This is a genomic window from Streptomyces sp. NPDC088732, assembly GCF_044751205.1.
Taxonomy (GTDB): Bacteria; Actinomycetota; Actinomycetes; order Streptomycetales; family Streptomycetaceae; genus Actinacidiphila.
In genome coordinates, this window is sequence record NZ_JBIVLI010000030.1 from 28,645 (window position 1) to 48,549 (window position 19,905).

The window sequence follows — 19,905 nt, forward strand, 5'->3', positions numbered from 1 at the left end:
GGCCCACCTGGGGGAAAGGGTCAGGAGCAGGTGCCCGCCGGGCGGTTGCGGGTCACGAGATCGGTGTCGGTGGTCGTGGTGTCCAGCCACAGGACACGCCGGCCGGTGTCGGCGGCCGCGTTGGCCTGCTGGCCGTGGCTGCACGAGACCCGGCCGAGCGGGGCGCCCTTCGGGGTGAACTGGTAGAGCTTGGCCAGGGAGTCGTTGTAGTCGTCGAAGACCTGGCTCCAGGACGCGTAGACCGTGAGGGTGACCGCGGTGTCCGAGGCGGTCAGCCCGTAGGCGCGGACCGGGTGCGCGCTCTTCTCCGGGATCAGGTCGGTGACATGGGAGCCGTCGATGTCCGCCCGGCGCAGCGTGGTGAAGTCGTCGTCGGTGTAGTCGGTGTCGATGACCCAGTAGACCCCGGAGGCGGTGACGACCGGGGCGCTCATCCACTCCGGCTGCGAGGGTGCGCCCAGCATCGTGGTGGTGCCGGCCGCGATGTCGTACACCTCGACGGCGACTCCGTAGACGCCGTCGAACAGGCCGTCCTGGATGTACGCGATGCGCCCGTCGCGCACCGACGGCTCCGCGGCCTGGTTCTCCTCGCGGCTGAGCGGAACCTTGCGCGGGACGGTCGCGCCGCCCTTGAGGTAGAAGACCCGCTGGCGGCCGGACGACGCCTCGCGGTACGACCACGCCACGGTGTCGCCGTCGACGCTGAGGCCGCTGATCTCGGCAGTGGTGCTGAAGAGCGTCTTCGGCTTCCCGCCGGTGACCGGCGCGGCCAGGATGTCGTAGGTGCGGGTGTAGGGGTCGTCAGGGGAGACGAGGTCGCCGACGGCCACCCAGACCACGCGCTTGCCGTCGGTGACGGGGCTGAGGTGGGAGCGGCCGTCGTCCGGGGAGACCTGGCGGGGCTTGCCGGAGCCATCGGTGCGGCCCACCCAGACGGCGTACGGGGCCAGGCTGTCGGCGCTGGACTTCGGCGCCGCCCACCAGCCGTTGCCCGCGCTGGGGTTGTTGCCGCTGCCGGTGTACGACATCAGGGTGCCGACCCGGCCCATGAGGACGTCGCTGTCCAGGCCGAGGGACTTCTCCCAGCCGGGGACGATGCCGTGGGCGTCGAAGGCGCCCTTGACGACGGCCAGTTGGCTGCCCTTGACGCCGAGCGACCGGGCCGCGGCGACGACCGCGTCACGGCCCTCGTCGAACCCGTCGAGCGGGGCTATGTAGGAGGTCAGGGCGCGGTAGACGATGCGGTCGGCGAGTGTGCCGCCCAGGCGCTCGCGGATGTCCCACAGGGCGCCGCTGAAGATGGTGGAGTTCATGTGCACGCCACCGTTGTCGTACGAGGAGCCGAGCGGCAGGCCGAGGAACTTGGCCGTGGTGGCACCGTCGTTGAGGTCGCGGAAGGCGCACTGCCGCGGCGTGCGGGTGCGGCACAAGTCGCCGCCGATGAGCCCCGCGTCGGGGTCGGTCATCGGGGTGTGGTTGACGGTGACGTCGATGGTGTTGCCGAAGTAGTCGGCGATCGCCTCGTTCATGGCGCCGGACTGGCCCGCGTAGACGAGGTTCGCGGTGTGCTCGACCACGCCGTGGGTCATCTCGTGGCCGACGACGTCGAGGTCGGAGGCGAGCGAGCGGTACTCGTCGTCGCCGGTGCCGTAGACCATCTTGGTGTGGTCCCAGAAGGCGTTGACGAACGGGGAGCCGAAGTCCGTCACGCCGACCAGGGAGTTGATGGTCATGCCCTTGCCGTCGAGGCTGTCGCGCTTGAAGGTGTCGCGGTAGAAGTCGTACACCTGGCCCGCCGCCCAGTGCGCGTCGACCGCCCCGGTCTCGGTGAACTCGGGGCCCACCTTCGGCGTGGGCGAGACGAACGGGACGACGCTCTCGGGCCACGCGCCGGAGACGTCCTGGTACCAGACGCTGGAGGCGTCCCAGGTCTGGATGACGCCGTGCTGCTTGCTGTCCGCCATGTGCGCGGTGTCGCGCAGCAGGTACTGGCCGGTGGCGGCGTCCTTGGTCAGGTACAGCGGCACGGTCCTGCCGCCCAGCAGGGTCCCGCTGCCGGTCACGCTCCCCGAACCGGCGCCGGGAGTGGCCGGCTTGCCGGTCCGCATCGACGTGCCCTCGGTGCCGACGGCGGAGGCGGCGGGCGACGGGGCCGCGAAGGTCGGAAGGCCGCCGGACTGGAAGAGCGCGACGCCGGTGGCGGCGTCGACGTACACCTCCTGGACGAGCGGCGTGCGGCTGACGGGGTCGGTGCCGCGCACGGTGACATGACGGGCGAGCACGCCCTTGCCGACCGGCAGGACGGTCAGGCCGCGGTCGGTGCCCGACAGGTCGTCCGCGGCGGACTTGGAGTGGGCCGGGCGGTAGCCGCCGCGGGCCAGTCCGGACCGGATCTCCTCGACGGCGCTCCGGACGGCGGTGGCCGCGGGGAGGGCGGGCCGGGCGGTGTCGACGTCCAGGGCGGCGAAGTAGGCCCCGGAGGTGCCGGTGACGGTCCGCTTCCCGTCGCGGTGCGTCATGCGCACCACGTACTGAGCGCCCAGGACCGGCACACCGCGGTACTTCTGGTCGAGCCGCACGGTCTCCGTCCCGTCGGTCTCCGTGGTCACCGACTCCGTGACCAGGTCCCGGTCGGGTGCGGGGATCCGGTACCGCTCCTGGTGCCCGGCCAGGTGCGACCGCGCCGCCTCGGCGGCCGGCGCCGACGCGTCCACCGCGTCGTCAAGTCCCTCCACCAGCGCGGGAGTCGCCGTGTCGGGAGTCGGCTGGGTCCCGGTCGGCGCGGCCGGTGCCGCTTCCTCGGCGTGTACGGGAGAGGTCAGGCCCGCGACACCCAGCGCCGTGGTGACGGCGAGCAGGGCGGCGAGGCCGGCGCGGCCGGGTCTGTGAACGGGCGTGCGCCGTGTACGAGATGACATGGACAACGTGCCTCCGACGGCCCGGTGCGAACCCGGGCCCGGTAGTGGGACAGCAGATGCATGGCGCACCATCGCGCCCGCGGCTCGCCCCGACCTTTGTCGCCTCACGCGCGCATGACAAGAGAAGATCCCGTGGGAGTACGCGCAATTGCGCAGGTGCGAAGGCCGGGTGTCCGTCAGGCGCGGGCGCCGGAACGCGCGAGGGCACGCGACACGTCGGAGGTGGCGGCCGGTCTCAGTCCGAGGGAGTGCGCAGCGCGAGCACGGCCAGGTCGTCGTGGCCGTCGCTCGGGTGCTGGTCGGCGATGACCGAGCAGAACCGGTCGACCGGCAGGTGGAAGTTGGCCGAGGCGAGTTGCGCCAGGGCCCGCAGCCCGATGTCGACGGGGACGTCGCGGTGCTCGACCAGCCCGTCGGTGTACAGCACGACGGTGGAGCCGGGTTCGAGGCGGTGGGCGTGGTCGTGCCGGCGCTCGGAGATGTCGACACCGAGGGGCAGGTCCGGCTCGGGGGCCAGATAGCGGGCGTGGCCGTCCGGGGTGACGAGCAGCGGCGGCGGGTGGCCGGCCGTGCTCCAGTGCAGGGTCCACGCGTCGGGGCCCCTGGTCTCGATGCGGACCAGGCAGGCCGTGGTCACGGAGTGCTCCTCGAAGGCGTCCTGCGTGGTGTCCAGCCGGGACAGGACGGCGCTCGGCGGTGTGCGCAGTTCGTAGAGCAGGGCACGGAGCATGCTGCGGGTCTGGGCCATCGAGGCGGCCGCCCGCAGGTCATGGCCGGCGACGTCGCCGACGACGGCGGCGCAGGAGCCGTCGGGCAGCAGGACGGCGTCGTACCAGTCGCCGCCGATGTGCTCGGGCTGCACGGGGGGCCGGTACACGGCGGCCGCCTCGACGGGGCGCAGGTCGGGCAGGCCGGGCAGGAAGAGGCGCTGGAACTCCTCGTTGCGGTCGCGGACGCGCTCGAAGAGGCGGGCGTTCTCGATGGCGACGCCCGCCGCCCCGGCCAGTGCGACCAGCATCGCCTCGTCGGACTCGTCGAAGGGGTTTCCGTCGAGGCGCTCGGAGAGGTAGAGGTTGCCGTAGACCTGCTGGTGCACGCTGATGGCCACGCCGAGCAGCGTGCGCATCTTCGGGTGGCCCGGCGGGAAGCCGACCGAGTCGGGGTGCCGGGCGATGTCGGCCACGCGCAGCGGCTCGGGGTGGTGGATGAGGTAGCCGAGCAGACCGCGGCCGCGCGGGAGTTCGGTACCGGCCAGGCGTTCCTTCTCGGACTCGTCCAGGCCGACGGTCAGGAACTCCCCCAGGGCCTCGCCCTTGGCGTCGAGCACGCCGAGCGCCCCGTAGCGCGCCCCGACCACGTCCACCGCGGCCGACACGATGCGGGACAGCACGACTTCGAGATCGAGCTCGCGGCTGATCGCCAGCATCGCCGCCATCAGCAGCTGGAGCCTGCGCTGGGCCCGCGCCAGGTCGTTCAGCTCGGTCGAGATCCGTTCCAGGCCGGGATCCAGCGGGAACCACGCGTGTCCCAGTTCGCCAGGGTCCCGCCCGGCGCCACTCACCTCACCCATAGCAGCGACACTCGCCCACGACGATCCGACAACGGCAGGAAGCGCACACGACACCACCAGACACCACGATGCAGAACAAAAGCTTCGGCGGTGCCCGCGCGGTCCGCCACCGCGCGCCGCACCGCCATCAGGGTGGCGGCGCGCGCCTGGACGTCCGGGCGGCGGCCGGCGGCGCCGCGCCCCGGTGCGCCGGGGCGCGACGGCCCGGCCCATGCACACGGGCGCGGTAGGGGCCAGTCGGGGCGGCCGGGCACATCACCGGCATGGCCCACGGCGGCCGGGAGGGGTCAGCCCGCCGCGTGGGTACGGGCGTAATGGCGTGCGACGCGGGCGCGGTTGCCGCAGATGTTGCTGGTGCACCACTTGCGGCGCCGGTTCTCGGCGAGGAACAGCATCGAGCACTCGGGGTTCGCGCAGCGCCGCAGCAGGCGCAGCCGGTCGGGGCTGCCCAGCAGGGCGACGGCCTCGCCCGCGATGGCGGCGAGTGCGGCGTTGCCGCCGTGCTCGGTGTGCCAGCGGGTGGCGGCGCGCGGCCCGTCGCCCGTGAGGACCAGGCGCGGGCTGGCGGGCACCGCCGCGGCCGCCGCGTTGATGTCGTCCACGGCGGCGGCGTCGGCGGGACGGTCCTCCAGATGGGCGTCCAGCACCTCGCGGATCGCGGCGCGGAGCCTGCGCGTCGCCCCCGGGGCCGGGACCGGGCCCGGGGGGAGCCGGCGGGACTGGATGTCCCACCAGGCGGTGGCGGCGGCGGACGGTTCGATGAGGTCGACGGGCGGCTCGGCGACCATCATCACCGTGTCGGCGAGATCCAGCGCGACCAGGGGCTCGCCCCCCATGGGGAAGCCCGCGGCCTGGAGCTCCTCGACGCTTACTTGAATGCTCACGTATTGATGCTACCCATTAGTCACGGTGAGGTCCACCCCGCACCTGCACGACACAGTCCGGTCGGCATTGCCTCCACGACCTAACGGAACTACTGTCGATTGAAGCATTAGTCATCGAGCACGGAAGAGGGACCGCCATGGGACTGTCATGGCAGCAAGGACCGCTCTCCACCACCAGGCTCGGGCGCTTCCTGGTCCCGGACCCCCTCCCCGAGCGGATGCTGTTCGCCGAACGGCTGCGCCGCCGCATGCGGGTCCGGTACGCGGGCGAGTGGATCGCCGACAGCGAGGACGTGGTCCTGCTCCACGAGCCCGGCCGCTATCCGGTGGCCTACTTCCCGCGGACCGCCGTCCGGGACGACGCGCTGATCCCCACCGACCGCACCACCCGCCACCAGGACCTCGGCGAGACCTCCTGGTTCACGGTGCGGGCCGGCGACCGGCGGACCGAGCGCGCCGCCTGGCAACTGACCGCCCTACCGGACCACGCGAGCGAACTCGAAGGGCGCGTCGCCTTCGCCTGGCGGGCGATGGACGCCTTCTACGAGGAGGACGAACGCATCCTCGGGCACGCCGCCGACGCCTACCACCGCATCGACATCCGCGACACCTCCCGCACCCTGGAGGTGCGCTCCGAGGACCGTGTCGTGGCCCGCTCGGAGCATCCGGTGGTGCTGTACGAGTCCGGGTTCGCGCCCCGCTGGTACGTGCCGCGCGCGGACGTCGACGAGACCGCGCTCAACCCGGCGGAGGGGCAGACGTTCTGCCCCTACAAGGGCCTCGCCGACTACTACGACATCGGCGGCTCGCGGAAGGCCGCGTGGTCGTACCGCGACGCCTATCCCGAGGTCGCGCGGGTGGGCGGACTCGTCTCGTTCGAACCCGACAAGGTCGAGGTGCTGCTCGACGGCGAACGGCTCGTCCTCGAACCCGGCCAGCAGGTCGTCCCCCACGGCGTGGACCGCGGCCTGGACGCCGCCGAGGTCCGCGGCGCCTGACATCCCGGGGACGGCGCGCCGGCCGCCCCCTCCCGACCACCAAGGAGATCCCCATGCCCACATCCCTCAAGGACCGGACCGTACTCGTGGTCGGCCGCGGCAGCGGGATCGCCCGGGCCGTCGCCGACGCGGCGCTCGCCGAGGGCGCGCGCGTCGTGGCGGCGGGCCGTTCGGTGACCGGCCTCGAGGAGGCCTACTGCGGCACCGGCGTGACGGTCCGTCACGTCGACCTCACCGACGAGGCGTCGATCGCGGCGCTGGCCGAGGACCTCGGCGCCGTCGACCACATCGTGTCCGCGGCCTCCGCGCGCGCCCGCGGCCTGGTGGGCGAACTGGACCCGGCGGCGATCGTGCTGTCCTTCCACACCAAGGTCGTCGGACCGCTGATGCTGGCCAAGCACTTCGCGTCGCGGATGCCGGGGGACGGCTCGTTCGTCCTGCTCTCCGGTGTCGCGGCGCTCGAACCCGACCCGGGCTTCATCGGCGTCGCCGCGACGAACGGCGCGGTCAACACCGTCACCCGCTCGCTGGCGGTCGAACTCGCCCCGATCCGGGTCAACGCCGTCTCCCCCGGCACCGTCGACACCGGCGCGTGGGACGCGCTCGGCGACAAGAAGAAGAGCGACTTCTTCGCCCGGCTGTCCGCCGCCAATCCCGTCGGGCGCATCGGCACCCCCGAAGACGTCGCCCACGCGGCGGTCTTCGCGATGACCAACACCTTCCTGACGGGCGTCTGCCTGCCCGTCGACGGCGGGCAGCCGCTCGTCTGACCGGCGTCCCGACCGGGCCGGCCGCACTCCCGGGCGGCCGGCCCGGTGATGTCGCCGTGCTGCGAACCAGCCGCTCCGCCAGCCCACTCGACCGCCCCGCCCCTACGCGCGGCAGCGCGCGGTGCCGTCCACTTGCCACGCCCGACGAGATGTCCCCTGCGCACCACCGGGCTCAAGACCGGTGGCCCCATGGGCTCGGGCACACCGGCAGGGCACCGGGTCAGGCGTCGCCGTCCGGCAGGCCGTGTCCGGCCGCGCGTACGTCGGTGAGCCGTCCGAAGGCGTTCTCCAGGGGTGGCCCACCGGGCCGGAGCACCTCCGCCGCGATGCCGAAGAGCCCCCCGAGCACCGCCTCGGTGACGGCGACCGCGGCCACGCTCTCGCGGTTGGAGACGCCGCGTTCGGCGACGCGGTAGCTGCCGTCCGGGGTCACCTCCATGGCCTGGCCCCACAGGGCACCGGAGGTCGTGCGGTGCGCCCGGCGGAGGATGCCCGCGGCGAGGTCGGGACGGCCGAGGCGGCACAGGCCGTACGCGGTCGCGCCGGGCCAGGCGGCGAAGGCGCCCGCGGCACCGTGGTCGGGGCGGTCGGAGAACGGGGCGACGGGGTCGCGCGGGTCCAGGGCGCGCATCCAGTCGCCGTCGAGCAGCCGCCCGGTGACGAACCCGACCATCTCCTCGCGGTGCGCGGGGGTGAGGTCGCCGGTCATGTCGGCGGCGACCAGGACGAAGTCCAGGCAGTGCCCGATGACGTCCGTCCCCTGCGGGTGGCTGATGCGCCAGCGCCCGTCGCCCGCGTACTGGCCGAGCACCGCGCGGGCCAGTTCCGCGCCCTCCGCCTCGGCCTCCGCGGCCTCCGCGTCGCTGCCCACCGACCGCAGCAGTGTGCCGAGCGAGCGCAGCATGCCGGCGTACCCGGCGTTGAAGGAGACCACGGCGTCCCGGTAGTTCGGCACGCACTCCAGCAACTCCCAGGCGTCCGAGCCCAGATCGGCCAGGATGCCGTCCGCGTACCGCGCGCGCCGCTCGCGCGGCCGGAAGGCCATCGCGCGCAGGTGGTCCAGCACGCCGCGGTCGCCGGCCCGCTCGGCGAGGAGGCCGGTGTCACCGGTGACGGTGACGTACGCGGTGACCGTGCGGAAGAGGGCGTGGTCGTTGGCGGCGTAGTGGTTGCCCACCGGCAACAGGTTGTGCGTGTCGAAGGAGTGGCAGTGGTCGTAGGGCTGCGCGAGGGCGGCCAGCAGCCAGGCGCGCAGGCCGCGGGGTTCCAGCAGGGCGGCGGTGCGGGCGAATTCGGACTGGTCCCAGAAGAAGGTCGTGGTGGGGCCGAGGCGCGGCCCCCCGGTGAGGAAGACCGGACCGGTCCGGGACACCCGGGTGTTGCGCAGGTAGACCGCGAGCAGCGCGCCCAGGTAGTAGGTGCGCGCGAGGTCGGCGTCGTCGGTGTGCAGGGTGGGCAGGTGGCCGGAGAACTCCGGGTTGCCCGGGGTGAAGGCGTGTCGCCAGGTGGTCCGCCACCGCTCCGCGATCCCCGCGAAGCCCGCCTCGAAGGCGTGTGCGGTCGCGGTGGCCGCGCCGCGTGTCTCCTCCCGGGACGTCCCGATGTCGAGGACAAACTCCAGCACGTGTGCCTGCCCGGGCGCGAGCCGGAGGTCCCAGTGCGCGAGCCCTCGGGCGCCGTTCGCGGTCAGGGTGGCGGGCGGCTCGGCGAAGGCGTACGCCGACCGCGCCGGGCTGCGGGAGTCGGCCACGCACAGGGCGCCGTCCGTCACCCGGGCCGTCCACCGCTGTCCCTCCCACCAGGGCCGGGTGCGGGCGCGCTCCGTGCCGTCGACCTCCAGGCGGGCGCCGTCGTCGCCGAGGCGGAGTTCTATCCGGTGCCACCGCCCGGTGGTCAACGCCACGTCGGCGCCCACCTGTTCACCGCCGATGCGCAGGAAGGGGCGGCCCTCGTCGAGGCCGATCGTCGCGGAGTCGGGGTGGTTGCCGTGGGTGATCACGATCCCGTGGGCGGCGGCCCGGTCGACGCGCACCCGGAAGGCAAGGACGTCCCCGGCGCCGAGGGCTGTGGTCCCGACACGCAGGTCGGTGCCGGGCCGCACGGTCCAGCCGGCGACTTCCGTGCCGACGGGGGTGACCGTGCCGTCCGGCCGCCGTACTTCGAGCCGGTCCACCAGGCACGGGGCGCCGGGCTCGCGGACGCGGTCGGCGTCCGGGGCGGAGTGGTCGGGCAGTTCGGACTCCAGGAGCATGGGCGCCGCGTCCTCGTCCCGCTGGATGCCGGGGATGCGCGGCGAGCCGAGCCGCAGCCACCGCTCGCCGTGCGGCAGGGTCTGCACCTGACGCGGCCGGTCGGCCAGCACCTCGGCCCGCAGGCGTTCCGTGGCGTAGAAGTCGTGGTGGTGGCCGTGGTTCCACGGGGTGCCGTACAGCCAGCCCCAGTCCGTCCCGTGGTGCGCGAACATCGCCAGGAGTTCCTGTTCGACGCGGGTGCGCACGGCCCGGGCCGAGGTGTTGCGCAGCGTGATCCGCCACAGCAGCCGGCTGCGCTCGTAGCCCATCCGCACCTCGGTGTGCACCGTCAACGCGCCCCGGGTGGCTGCGCGTTCGACACCCCACGGGGACCAGCGCAGCCGCTCCGCGGCGAGCGGGCGGCCGTCGATCCGGAGCACGCCGGTGTGGTAGCCGCCGCTGTACGGCGGGAAGGCCAGCCAGGACAACGATGTCAGGTCGGCGTTCACATGCCCCTGCCCCCACTGGTTGCGGAGGCTGGGCAGGTGCGCAAGCCGGTCGGCGGGTATCCAGTCGCCGGCGAGTCCGTCCAGCGGGGGCACCCCCGCGGTGGCGGGTGCGGGGCCGGGGGCCGGAGCGGGCGCCACGGTCCGCGGCGTCGCGCTCACTTGGCCGATCCCGCGGTGAGCCCGGCGGCGAACTGCTTCTGCATCAGCAGGTAGCCGGCCACCGGGATGATCCCGGCGAGGAACATGATGCCGAACAGCTGTCCGTAATCCATCTGGTACTGCCCCACGGAGAGATAGAGACCGGTGGTGATGGTCTGGCCCTGCAGCGGGCCGAGGATGAACTGCGGGTTGAGGAAGTCGTTCCAGATCCACAGCGACAGGAAGATCGCCACGGTGGCGGTGGCGGGCCGGACCAGCGGCATGACGATCGTCCACCAGATCCGCAGCCCTCCCGCCCCGTCCAGCCGTGCCGCCTCCACGACCTCGTCCGGCACCGCGCGCATGAAGCCGACGTAGACGAAGACCGCGAAGGAGAAGTAGCCGCCGCCGAGGTTGGACAGGACGAGCCCGGGATACGAGTGGTCGAGGCCGAGGAAGGTCAGGATCCTGATGGTCGGCAGCAGCACGACCTGCGGCGGGATCATCAGCCCCGCCGCGAGGACCGCCAGGATCGCCGCCCGCGGGCGGGTGCGCCGGCGGGAGATCCAGAAGCTGAACGCCGAGCCGAGCGGGATCAGCAGCAGCACCGAACAGAGCACGACGATCAGCGAGTTGCGCAGCCCGAGCTGGATGAGCTGGTCCGGACGGCCGAGTGCGGTGGACAGATTGCCGAGCGTGGGGTGGACCGGGGGCGCCGCCGGGTTGGCGACGATGGCCTCCTCGGTCTTGAAGGCGTTGACGACGGTCAGGTAGATGGGGCTGACGAAGAGCAGCACCACGACGACCGCGGCGGTCAGCCGCACCGGGGAACGGAGCCCGCGGTACCGCCCGGTCCGCCCGGGGGCGGCAGCCGGCCGCTCCGGCCTCTGCCGGCGGCGCGTCGTGGGGCGGGCGGGGGCGTGCTGGACGGTCAAAGGTCGATCTCCCTGCGGCGGAGGATGCTCGTGACGGACAGGGCGATGACCGCGGACAGTGCCAGCAGGAACATGGCGACGGCCGAGGCGTAGCCGAACCGGTCGGTGGTGAACGCGGTCTTCACGATGTACTGCGCGGTGGACTGGGTGGCGTTGGCGGGGCCGCCGGAGGTGAGGACCTGGATGATGTCGTAGAGCTTGAGCACGGTGATCAGCGAGATGGTCACGCTGATGGTCGTGGCCGGGGCCACCATCCGCAGCGTGATCATGCGGAACTGCTGCGTGCCGGTGGCCCCGTCGATGGAGCCCGCGTCGTACAGCTCCCGCGGGATGTTCTGCAGGGCCGCGAGGTACACCACGGTGGTGAAGCCGGAGAGCACCCAGGCCACCACGATGCCCACCGACAGCTGGGCGAGGTGCGGCCTGCCGAGCCAGTCCACCGGCTCGCCGATGACATGGAGCTTGATCAGTGTGTCGTTGAGCAGGCCGCCCTGGGTGAAGATCGCCTTCCACACGAAGCCGACGATCACCCCGGAGACCACCTGCGGCAGGAAGGCCACGGTGCGCAGCACCCGGTAGGTGAGCGCGGTCCGGTCGAGCAGCACGGCGAGCAGCAGGCCCGCGACGTTGGCCACCGCCGTCACTCCGACGGCCAGTGCCAGGGTGAACAGGACGCTGGCGCGCAGCTGCGGGTCGTGCAGCATCTCGGTGTAGTTGCCGAACCCGATCCAGTCGCTGCCGGCTTTCAGGGGGTTCTCGTCGGTGAAGCTGCTGCGCAGGCTCATGAGGACCGGGACGACGATGAACACCGTGTAGAGCAGCAGGCCGAACCCGGCGATCAGACGGAGCCCGAGGTCCTGCGAGGCGTCGCGGAACCACGTCGACAGCGGTTTCACCCGCCTTCTCCTTTCGTTGGGAGTGCCTGACGGACCGTCAGATCACTTCGTCGCGGAGTCCCACGCCTGGTCGAGCTTGGCCATCTCGCCCTTGACGTCGTCGGTGTTGAACAGGGCCTGGGCGGCGGCGTAGAACTCGTTGTTGAGCGAGCCCGGCAGCGCGTCGTCGTTGGTGGCCCAGCCGATCGCGCTGACCTTGGTGTTGTCCTTGGTCACAAAGGCGTAGGAGTCGGTGAAGGCGGGGCTGACGTTGACGCCGTAGTCGTCGAGGGTCTTGTCCTTGAGCATGGGGAAGGCGCCGTCGCCCTCGATCAGGGCCTTGAGGTTGCCCGCGTCGAGCGACCACGCCTTGGCGAAGGCCATGGCGCCCTTGGCGTCCTTGGCCTTGCTGCTGATCGCCATCGAGCCGCCGACGGCGAACGGCACGACGGTGGATCCGTCGTCGGTCGGCCAGGGGAAGACGCCGATGGTGTCCCACTGGTCCTTGGGGATCGCACCGAGGTACCAGCTGCCCATGGGGTACATGGCCGCCTTGCCGGCGTTGAAGTCCTTGATGGAGTCGGCGTAACTGACGTTGAGCGCGCCCTCCTGGAAGTAGCCCTTCTTCACCAGGGTGCGCATCTTGGTCGCGGCCGCCACGACGTCGGCGTCGGTGAACCTCACCTTGCCCGCGTGCCGCTGCTGGATCCACTGCGGGTTCTTGCCCAGCACGTCGGCGCTGAGCGCGCCGGTCAGCGGCATCCCCGCGGCGAACGGGTCGTTGCCGCCCAGTTCGAGGGGGGTCACGCCGGACGCCTTCAGCTTCTCCGACACCGCGAGGAACTGCTTCCAGGTCGCCGGCGGGGTGACGCCGGCCTTCTGGAAGAGCTTCTTGTTGTAGAAGACCAGCGGGATGATCTGCGAGTTGGTCGGCGGGATGTACACCTTGCCCTTGATGGCGTTGCCCTGCGGCAGCAGGAAGTTCTGGTCGATCCAGGCCTGGTCGTACGGCGTGAGCAGGCCGGCCTCGGTGTACTGCGCGGGGGTGATCGACTGGAGCAGGTCGGGGAACTGGCCGGAGGCCTGCAGCTGCTTGGCGTAGGAGTCGCGGTCGGTGCTGGGTGCCACGACCTGCTTGATCGTCACATCCGGCGCGGCCTTCTGCGCCCTGGCGATCGAGTCGGTCCAGAACGCCGGTGTCAGGGTCGGGGTGTTGAACGTCAGGTATGTCAGCGCGTTGCCGCCGGCCCCTCCGGAGGCGGTGGAGGAGCAGGCGGCGAGCAGGGAGAGTCCGGCGGCTGCGAGGAGAGCGGTGCTGCGCCTGCCGAGGGCCGTTCTTCTGGGCATGGCGGTCCCTTTCCGGGTGTGGAGTTGTCGGGAGACAGGCACCTGGCCCTCCGGGAAACGGCGCGCACCGGCCGCCGGCGCCCCGCGGCAGCGGCGAACGACCGCATCCCGACGGTGGGATAACGTTGTCTCGCCCCATACAGTAGAGTTCTCCGACAGCACGTCAAGTCCTCCGAGGACCGCGGACCGGTTCCGGAACACACTCCGGCCGGTCCGGACGGCCCCGGCAGGGGAACCGGGGAACTCCCGGGAAGACTGCGGACGCAGGGGAACGAGAGAACCGCGAGAGGGGAAGCCACGTGCCCGGACCTGACGCCGCCGGCGAGACCGCCGAGACTGCCGAGACCACCAGGACCAGCCCGCACCGGCCGCGCCGCCCCACGATGGTGGACGTGGCCCGCGAGGCCGGCGTGGCGCTGCGCACGGTGTCGCGCGTGGTCAACGGCGACACCACGGTCGGCGACGACTTCGCCGAGCGGGTCCGGGCGGCCGTCGACCGGCTCGGCTACCAACCCGACGAGCGGGCAAGGCAGTTGCGCAGCGGCCGCAGCGGCGCGATAGGCGCGGCGGTCCGTCACATCGCCGACGCACACCCGGTGCTGCGGGCGATCGACGAGACCGCCCGGGCCGCCGGCCTCACCGTGGTGGCGATGTCGACCGAGGACGACGAGGAACGCGAGCGCGACGCCGTGATGTCCATGTGCCGGCGCCGCATGGACGGCATCATCATCGAGCCGATCGCCCAGGACCACCACTACCTCCAGCCCGAGATCGACTCGGGCCTGGCCGTGGTCGCCTTCGACCGCCCGGCCGCCGGCCTGGACGTGGACACCGTGCTCACCGACAACCGCGGCGGCATAGCCCAGGCGTTCGCGCACCTGACCGCGCAGGGCCACCGGCGGATCGGCTACATCGGCGACGACGAACGGATCCACACCGGGCGCGAGCGCGCGACCGCCTTCCGGGACGCGCTGACCGGGATCGGCCAGCCCCTCGACGGCATGGTCCACCCCGGCCCCGTCGAACCGGCCCGCGTCACCGCCGCGCTGGCCGCCCTGCGCGACCGGCCCGACCCGGCGACCGCCCTGGTCACCGGGAACTTCAGCACCACCGTCGCCGTCATCCGGGCGCTCGGCGCGGACTTCGGCGGTATCGCCCTGGTCGGCTTCGACGACTTCGGCCTCGCCGACCTGCTGCGCCCGGGGGTCACCGTCGTCGCCCAGGGCGACGAGGAGATCGGCCGCACCGCGATCGAACTGCTCACGGCGCGGCGCGCGAACCGGGCGCGCCCGACCCGTACGGTCATCGTCTCCACCCGGCTGATCCCGCGCGGGTCGGGCGAATCGGCGCCCTGACGTCACGGGCGCCGTACGGGCCCGTAGTTGACCGAGACATCGGACGATAACGTTGTCTCCCCTCATGCGGACCGGCCACCGCCGCTGCTTGCCAACGGAAGGGCGCGTCAGTGACCGTCGAGCACGATGTCGAGGCCGTCATGCGCGACGGGACGGTGCTGCGCGCCGACGTCCACCGGCCGCCTGGGGGCGGCGAACCCGGACCGGTGCTGCTGGCCCGCACCCCCTACGCCAAGGACGACCCCGGCCTTCTCGCCCGGCTCGACCCGGCGGCCGCCGTCCGGCGCGGCTACGTCGTCGTCATCCAGGACACCCGGGGCCGCTCCGCCTCCGACGGCGGCTGGGAACCCCTGGTGAACGAGTACGCCGACGGCCACGACACCGTGCGCTGGGCCGCCCGCCTGCCGGGCGGCGACGGCAGGGTGGCCATGTCCGGCCCCAGCTACCTGGGTCACACGCAGTGGGCGGCCGCCGCGGGCCGCCCGCCCGGACTCGTGGCGCTCCTGCCGGAGTTCACCTGGTCCGACCCGAACCAAGGCCTCGTCGCACGGGACGGCGCCCGCGAGACCGGCCTGCTCACGCAGTGGACGCTCGGCCTCGGGGCGGACGTGCTCCGCAGGCGGGGCGTCGGCGGCGCGCAGGCCGCGGCCGCGGCGCTCGCCGCGCTGGACACCCCGGGCACCGCCGACTGGCATCCACCGGTCCTGCGCCGGCTCCCCGTCCCCGGCCGCCCGGACGGGCCCCCGCTGCGCCGCGTCTCCCCCGCGGACCTCCCCACGTTCACGGTGGCCGGGTGGTACGACGCGTTCCTCCAGGGCAGCCTCGACAACCACCTCATGGCCAGGGCGTCGGGACAGCCGGCCGCCCTGGTCGTCGGGCCCTGGACCCATGCCGACCTGCCGTCGGTGATCGACGGCGGCCGGTCGCTCAAGGAACTCCAACTCGACTGGCTCGACGGGGTGCTGGGGCGCGGCAGCGGCAGCGGGCCGGAGTCGCCGGTCCTGATCCACGTGACGGGCGCGGAGGTGTGGCGGCGGCCGGACCGCTGGCCTCCCCCGGCCGTCGAGACGCCCTGGTTCCTGCACGGCTCCGGTGCGCTGTCCCCCGACCCGCCCGGCACGGACGAACCCCCGTCCACGTTCGTGCACGACCCGGCGCACCCCGTGCCGGTACGCGGCGGCACCCTGCTGCTCACCGGCGCGTACCCGGCGGGCCCGTTCGACCAGCGCGCCATCGAGGCCCGCCCCGACGTGCTGACCTGGACCGGTCCCCCACTGCCCGCGCCGCTGGAGGTGGCGGGCCGGATCACCGCGGTGCTCGCGGCCGCAAGCGACGGCCCGGCGGCGTGGGTCGCCCGGCTGTGCGACGTCCACCCCGACGGCAGGTCGATCAACCTCGCGGACGGCATCGCGCTCTCCCCCGGCGGGGACCCGATGGAGGTCCGCGTCGACCTGTGGTCCGTGGCGCACGCGTTCCGCACGGGCCACCGCATCCGCCTCCAGGTGACCGCGTCCGCGCACCCGCGCTGGGAGTTCCGTGACAGCGCGGGCCCGCGGCGCGTCCTCCACGCCCGGTCCCGCCCCTCACGGCTGCTGCTGCCGGTGTCCCTATAAGCGGCATCCTGCCCCGTGGACCGTGTCGGAGCTGGTGCCGATGCGCCCACTCCTGCTGATCCGGCGCGAACGCGCCAGGTCGAGGAGATCCGCCAACCGCTCAAGCGAGGGGATCGCCGACCTCGCGGACCCATCAACCGCGTTCAGCGTACGGACCTATCCCAGCACAAGGTCTCGTGCGTCCCTCACCCGTTCCAACCTACTGGTCTCGGACAACGTCCTGACAGTTGCAGCCCTTTGGTCGAGGCAGCGCGCGGTCAAGAACAATCTGAGCGGTAGGCGAAGGGCCTGTCGGGGCAGCTGACGCATTCGAACAGGTAGATGCCGCCCATGTCGCCGAGCATGAGCCCAGGGGGGCTTTGGATCTTGGTGCGTTGTTCGTAGGGAAGGTCCCAGATGGTTCCTGTGGCCGGTGTGTCCTCGATGGGCAGCCACGTGCGCCAGCTCCCGCCGTCGAATTCGGAGCTGCTGATCGTCAGGAGATGCTCCATACGCACACTGCATGCCGGGCATGCCGGCCAGTCGGGCTCCTGCGTCCACGTCGGATACCCGCCGATCTTGACGCCGTCCGACACGGAGAGGTGGTACCAGTAGGACCAGCCGGTTTCCTCCTCCAGCTCTTCGAACCTGGCTTCCAGCGCGTCGGCGACCTCGTCCGGGAGGTCCCAGTTCGGATAGTCGGTGACGCGCTCGGGGTGCAGCACGCACGGGTCCGGGAGGTAGTCGTTGTGGGCGCCGGTCGGGCGCGGTGGGTCGGCCGGCCGCAGGTCGTCCAGGGACCCGTCCCGCCAATGGATCTCGGGGCAGGGAACGTACCCGTCCTCGTGATCGAAGGGGCACCACAGCACCTGCAGCAGATCGGTGCCGCTCGGGAAGGCCAGGTCAGGCACGTCGGCCGCGAAGAGCTGGAGGACCGGGACCAGCGGGATCGGTCCCTCGCCGGGAGGGGAGAACGCCGTGCGCGGGTGGTCGTCGTCGCAGTGGGGCCAGGGCTCCGAGATCGGCCAGAGCACGGGTCCGCCGAGCGAGCTGTCCCGCGCACTCGGATCGCCCAGGCGCGGATGCAGGCGAACCGCCGTCTTCCGACAGCCGGCCACCTCAGGGAACAGCGTCTCGACTTCGAGTGGACGTGGCGGGGTGGTGCGAGCCATCGGACGTGCTCCTCACAGACCAACGCGTTGCTTGGCCACGACCGAGGCCGCGTTGGGCTGAGAGTAGCCGCACGGTCCGCCGCATCCACCTACGGGCCCCGTTCTCGGTCGCGGGGACCACACAGTGCACTGCCGGCGGCAAGTTGTCCTCCTTACGCCGACAGCAGCATCGGAACCCAGTGGTTCATCACCTGGTGCAGGCGTTGCCTGTGGTCAGCGATCCAGTCGTCCGGAGGAACGAGCGGCACCCGCAGTTCCCGGGGAGCGGTGGCGCCCATGGCCGCCCTTTCATCGGCGAGCACCGGGAGATCGTCGCCTGCCAGAGGGACATCCGCCACGTCATGTCGTCAGGGGTTCTTCGATGCTTCGGTGTCGAGCTGGTGGTCCGCCCAGACATAGCTCTCGGGCAACAACTCGGCGATGGGAACCGCCCGGAGTCGGTCGCCGTTGCCGACGATGACGTCGACGGCCGGGAAGTAGTCGAGAAGGACCTGACGGCACCGGCCGCACGGAGGGACGACCCCGCGGTCGCGGTCGCCCACGGCGACAATGGTGCGCAGGGCGTAGGAGCCCTGGGCCGCTGCGATGCCGATGAGGACCAGTTCGGCGCACGGGCCACCGGTGAAGTGGTACGTGTTCACCGCGGTGACGATGCGGCCGTCCTCGGTGCGGCCCGCGGCCGCCATCGTGTGGTTGTCGCCCTGGCAACGTGTGCGCGCTACGTGGGCCGCGGCCTGGACGAGTTCGTGATCGACGTCGCTGGGTTGCCCGGTCATCGTCCCTGCCTTCATGAGGTGTCGGACGACGATGGCCCGAACGAGGCGCGCACGCAAGCGGATATGGACGGGGTGGCCCGCTGCGGCACGTACGCCGGACGGGCCGCGCCGATCGGTCTCGTTCCGCCGATCGGCGCAAATCACGGCTGCCCGCTGAGGCCGAGTTTCCTCTTCCCATAGGGGGAGAAGATCGACGCCCAACCGGTCCAGCCGGCATGGACCTGGGCGATCTGGGAGGGCAGGGGCATCACGGGGAGCAGGTCTTCGCCCTTGGCCCAGTTGGTGAGGAGGCCCTCCGTGGTGTCCACGGCGGAGACGACCATGGTGACCCTCGCCCTGCCGTCGACCCAGGTCTCCCATAACGCCCACCCTTCGGGGCGTGCTTCCACTCCCAGTCGGGCGCAGGCATGGGGGTAGGTCTCGTCGATGCCGACAGGCATGGCCTCTGGCCGGATGAGGGCCACGGCGGCGAGGGGAACCACCGGGCGCTCTTCTTCCTCCTCCATGCACCCGTCCAGGGGGAAGTGGTAGCGCAACAGCGCCTTCCTCAAAGCGTTGACACTGCGTTGGAGCGGCCCCTGGTCCTCGGTGTCGTCGGCGTGCCACTGCTCGGCGGCGGCTGCGGAAGCGACTGCCCGGGCGAGCCGTTCGATCTCGCGCAGGTAGTCGAGTTCGGAGAGCTCCGGCCTGGTCATGGACGCAGTGTCACATCGCCGCACCCGATCTGCGCAGCTGTTTTTCGCGCCGAATCGGCGCGACCGCGCCCAGGCTCACCCCTGCGGGGCTCCACCGCGCCGGCGGATCGTCACGAACTCGCTCGCGTCCCCGCTGTTCAGGCGACGCAGGAGCGAGCCCGCGATGCGCTGCGCCTGGGTCTTGGCGAGTTCGGCCTTCTCGCCGCGGTAGAGCGCGTCGACCGTGGTGGTCCACAGCGCCAGCCAGCGGTCGAAGTGGGCGGGGCCGAGCGGGGCGAGGCGGTGCAGGGCGAGGTGGGGGTGGAGCGCGTTGCGCCGGTAGAGGCCGGCCGCGAAGAGCACCGACTCCCAGAAGTCGCACATCACGGGCATGTGCGCGGCCAGGTCCATCTTTGCCACGTCGGTGAAGACCGGGCCGATGAGGGGGTCGGCGAACGCCCTGCCGTAGAAAGCCGAGACCAGCGCCTCGACGTCCGGGCGGCCGGTCAGGTCGCGGGCGGCGGGTGCGCCGCCGGCCGGGGTCACAGCCGCCCCAGGACGAGCGCGGAACCGCAGACCGCGAGGGCGAGCACCTTGGCGCCCTCCAGCGCGACGTACACCAGGTGCGTGCGGCTGCGCGGCACCTGTTCCCCCGCGAGGACCCGCGCGGTGCGCCGGTTGAGCGTGGGTCGTACGGCGGTCAGCTGGACGGCCAGTACGGCCGCGGCCACCGCGCCGGCGGCGATCGCGACCGGGCCGGGAACGTCCGCGGCCGTCGCGGAGGCGGCGCACACCGCGAGGGCGACCTCCACCCGGTTCAGGGCCCGGAAGACGATCCGGCCGATGCCGAGGCCGAGGGGCAGTGTGATGCCTTCGGCCCGGAACTTCAGCGGGGCCTCCAGGAACGAGATGCCCAGGACCATGCCCAGCCACAGGAAGACGGCGGCGATCTGCACGAGGACGGCGGCGGCGTTCATCGGCCGGGACCGGCATTGCGGCGGAGTTCCATGTGCCCACCGTAGCAAAATATGCATCTGAGATGAATATTTGAGAGCGGCATCACAGAGATCACGGAAGAAATGCCCTGCGTCCCACCGGCCGGCCCTGTTACCGTCGTCCGCATGAAGCGCGCTGCCATGACGACGACGCCGGAGAGTGTCC

Annotated in this window: 17 protein-coding genes; 4 read left to right on the top strand and 13 right to left on the bottom strand. The window is 72.2% G+C overall.

Features of this window, described 5'->3' with window-relative positions; all coding sequences use genetic code 11:
• Positions 1-20: 20 nt before the first annotated feature.
• From ACIP9H_RS36575 to ACIP9H_RS36585, 3 genes are all read right to left on the bottom strand, one after another.
• Positions 21-2,918, bottom strand: a complete 2,898-nt coding sequence (locus ACIP9H_RS36575) for a M4 family metallopeptidase (protein ID WP_401583632.1) — start codon at positions 2,916-2,918, stop codon at positions 21-23.
• Positions 2,919-3,153: 235 nt separating this feature from the next.
• The gene (locus ACIP9H_RS36580; protein WP_401583633.1) at positions 3,154-4,488 is read right to left on the bottom strand and encodes a PP2C family protein-serine/threonine phosphatase; all 1,335 of its coding nucleotides are present in this window, start codon (positions 4,486-4,488) and stop codon (positions 3,154-3,156) included.
• A 287-nt stretch (positions 4,489-4,775) separates the two neighbouring features.
• Positions 4,776-5,372, bottom strand: coding sequence for a CGNR zinc finger domain-containing protein (locus ACIP9H_RS36585; protein ID WP_401583635.1), 597 nt, complete (start codon positions 5,370-5,372; stop codon positions 4,776-4,778).
• A gap of 137 nt (positions 5,373-5,509) precedes the next feature.
• On the opposite strand from ACIP9H_RS36585, the gene ACIP9H_RS36590 reads away from it, so the two are divergent.
• Together ACIP9H_RS36590 and ACIP9H_RS36595 are read left to right on the top strand one after the other, a co-directional pair.
• On the top strand, positions 5,510-6,370 hold the full coding sequence (locus tag ACIP9H_RS36590) for a DUF427 domain-containing protein (protein WP_401583636.1): 861 nt from the start codon (positions 5,510-5,512) through the stop codon (positions 6,368-6,370).
• Between the two features lie 53 nt (positions 6,371-6,423).
• Positions 6,424-7,140, top strand: coding sequence for an SDR family oxidoreductase (locus ACIP9H_RS36595; RefSeq protein WP_401583638.1), 717 nt, complete (start codon positions 6,424-6,426; stop codon positions 7,138-7,140).
• A gap of 220 nt (positions 7,141-7,360) precedes the next feature.
• On the opposite strand, the gene ACIP9H_RS36600 is transcribed toward ACIP9H_RS36595, so the two are convergent.
• Genes ACIP9H_RS36600 through ACIP9H_RS36615 form a run of 4 tightly spaced genes read right to left on the bottom strand, consistent with a single transcriptional unit; the run spans position 7,361 to position 13,175 of the window.
• A complete protein-coding gene (locus ACIP9H_RS36600; protein WP_401963313.1) occupies positions 7,361-10,039 on the bottom strand; it encodes a hypothetical protein in 2,679 nt (892 codons plus the stop codon).
• A complete protein-coding gene (locus tag ACIP9H_RS36605) occupies positions 10,036-10,953 on the bottom strand; it encodes a carbohydrate ABC transporter permease (RefSeq protein ID WP_401583642.1) in 918 nt (305 codons plus the stop codon). Before ACIP9H_RS36605 ends, ACIP9H_RS36600 begins: the two co-directional genes overlap by 4 nt.
• Complete coding sequence (locus ACIP9H_RS36610; protein WP_401963315.1) at positions 10,950-11,849, bottom strand: carbohydrate ABC transporter permease; 900 nt, start codon at positions 11,847-11,849, stop codon at positions 10,950-10,952. The genes ACIP9H_RS36605 and ACIP9H_RS36610 overlap by 4 nt, the downstream gene beginning before the upstream one ends.
• Before the next feature lie 42 nt (positions 11,850-11,891).
• On the bottom strand, positions 11,892-13,175 hold the full coding sequence (locus ACIP9H_RS36615; RefSeq protein WP_401963317.1) for an ABC transporter substrate-binding protein: 1,284 nt from the start codon (positions 13,173-13,175) through the stop codon (positions 11,892-11,894).
• Positions 13,176-13,474: 299 nt separating this feature from the next.
• Here ACIP9H_RS36615 and ACIP9H_RS36620 point away from each other — a divergent pair, with 299 nt between their 5' ends.
• Together ACIP9H_RS36620 and ACIP9H_RS36625 are read left to right on the top strand one after the other, a co-directional pair.
• The gene (locus ACIP9H_RS36620; RefSeq protein ID WP_401963319.1) at positions 13,475-14,530 is read left to right on the top strand and encodes a LacI family DNA-binding transcriptional regulator; all 1,056 of its coding nucleotides are present in this window, start codon (positions 13,475-13,477) and stop codon (positions 14,528-14,530) included.
• Positions 14,531-14,640: 110 nt separating this feature from the next.
• A complete protein-coding gene (locus ACIP9H_RS36625) occupies positions 14,641-16,143 on the top strand; it encodes a CocE/NonD family hydrolase (RefSeq protein WP_401963321.1) in 1,503 nt (500 codons plus the stop codon).
• Between the two features lie 257 nt (positions 16,144-16,400).
• Here ACIP9H_RS36625 and ACIP9H_RS36630 read toward each other — a convergent pair whose 3' ends face one another.
• The 6 genes from ACIP9H_RS36630 to ACIP9H_RS36655 form a co-directional block, all read right to left on the bottom strand.
• Positions 16,401-17,294: a DUF1963 domain-containing protein gene (locus tag ACIP9H_RS36630; RefSeq protein ID WP_401963322.1), complete on the bottom strand. Its 894-nt coding sequence runs from the start codon at positions 17,292-17,294 to the stop codon at positions 16,401-16,403.
• A gap of 152 nt (positions 17,295-17,446) precedes the next feature.
• Positions 17,447-17,596 (bottom strand): hypothetical protein, encoded by a 150-nt coding sequence (locus tag ACIP9H_RS36635; protein ID WP_401963324.1) that lies wholly within the window; start codon positions 17,594-17,596, stop codon positions 17,447-17,449.
• 45 nt (positions 17,597-17,641) lie between these two features.
• Positions 17,642-18,070 (bottom strand): cytidine deaminase, encoded by a 429-nt coding sequence (locus tag ACIP9H_RS36640; RefSeq protein ID WP_401963326.1) that lies wholly within the window; start codon positions 18,068-18,070, stop codon positions 17,642-17,644.
• 140 nt (positions 18,071-18,210) lie between these two features.
• The gene (locus ACIP9H_RS36645; protein WP_401583654.1) at positions 18,211-18,765 is read right to left on the bottom strand and encodes a hypothetical protein; all 555 of its coding nucleotides are present in this window, start codon (positions 18,763-18,765) and stop codon (positions 18,211-18,213) included.
• A 75-nt stretch (positions 18,766-18,840) separates the two neighbouring features.
• Positions 18,841-19,290 carry a group III truncated hemoglobin gene (locus tag ACIP9H_RS36650; protein WP_401963329.1) on the bottom strand — a complete coding sequence of 150 codons (450 nt, stop codon included), beginning with the start codon at positions 19,288-19,290 and terminating at the stop codon, positions 18,841-18,843.
• Complete coding sequence (locus tag ACIP9H_RS36655; RefSeq protein WP_401583658.1) at positions 19,287-19,721, bottom strand: hypothetical protein; 435 nt, start codon at positions 19,719-19,721, stop codon at positions 19,287-19,289. Before ACIP9H_RS36655 ends, ACIP9H_RS36650 begins: the two co-directional genes overlap by 4 nt.
• Positions 19,722-19,905: the final 184 nt, after the last annotated feature.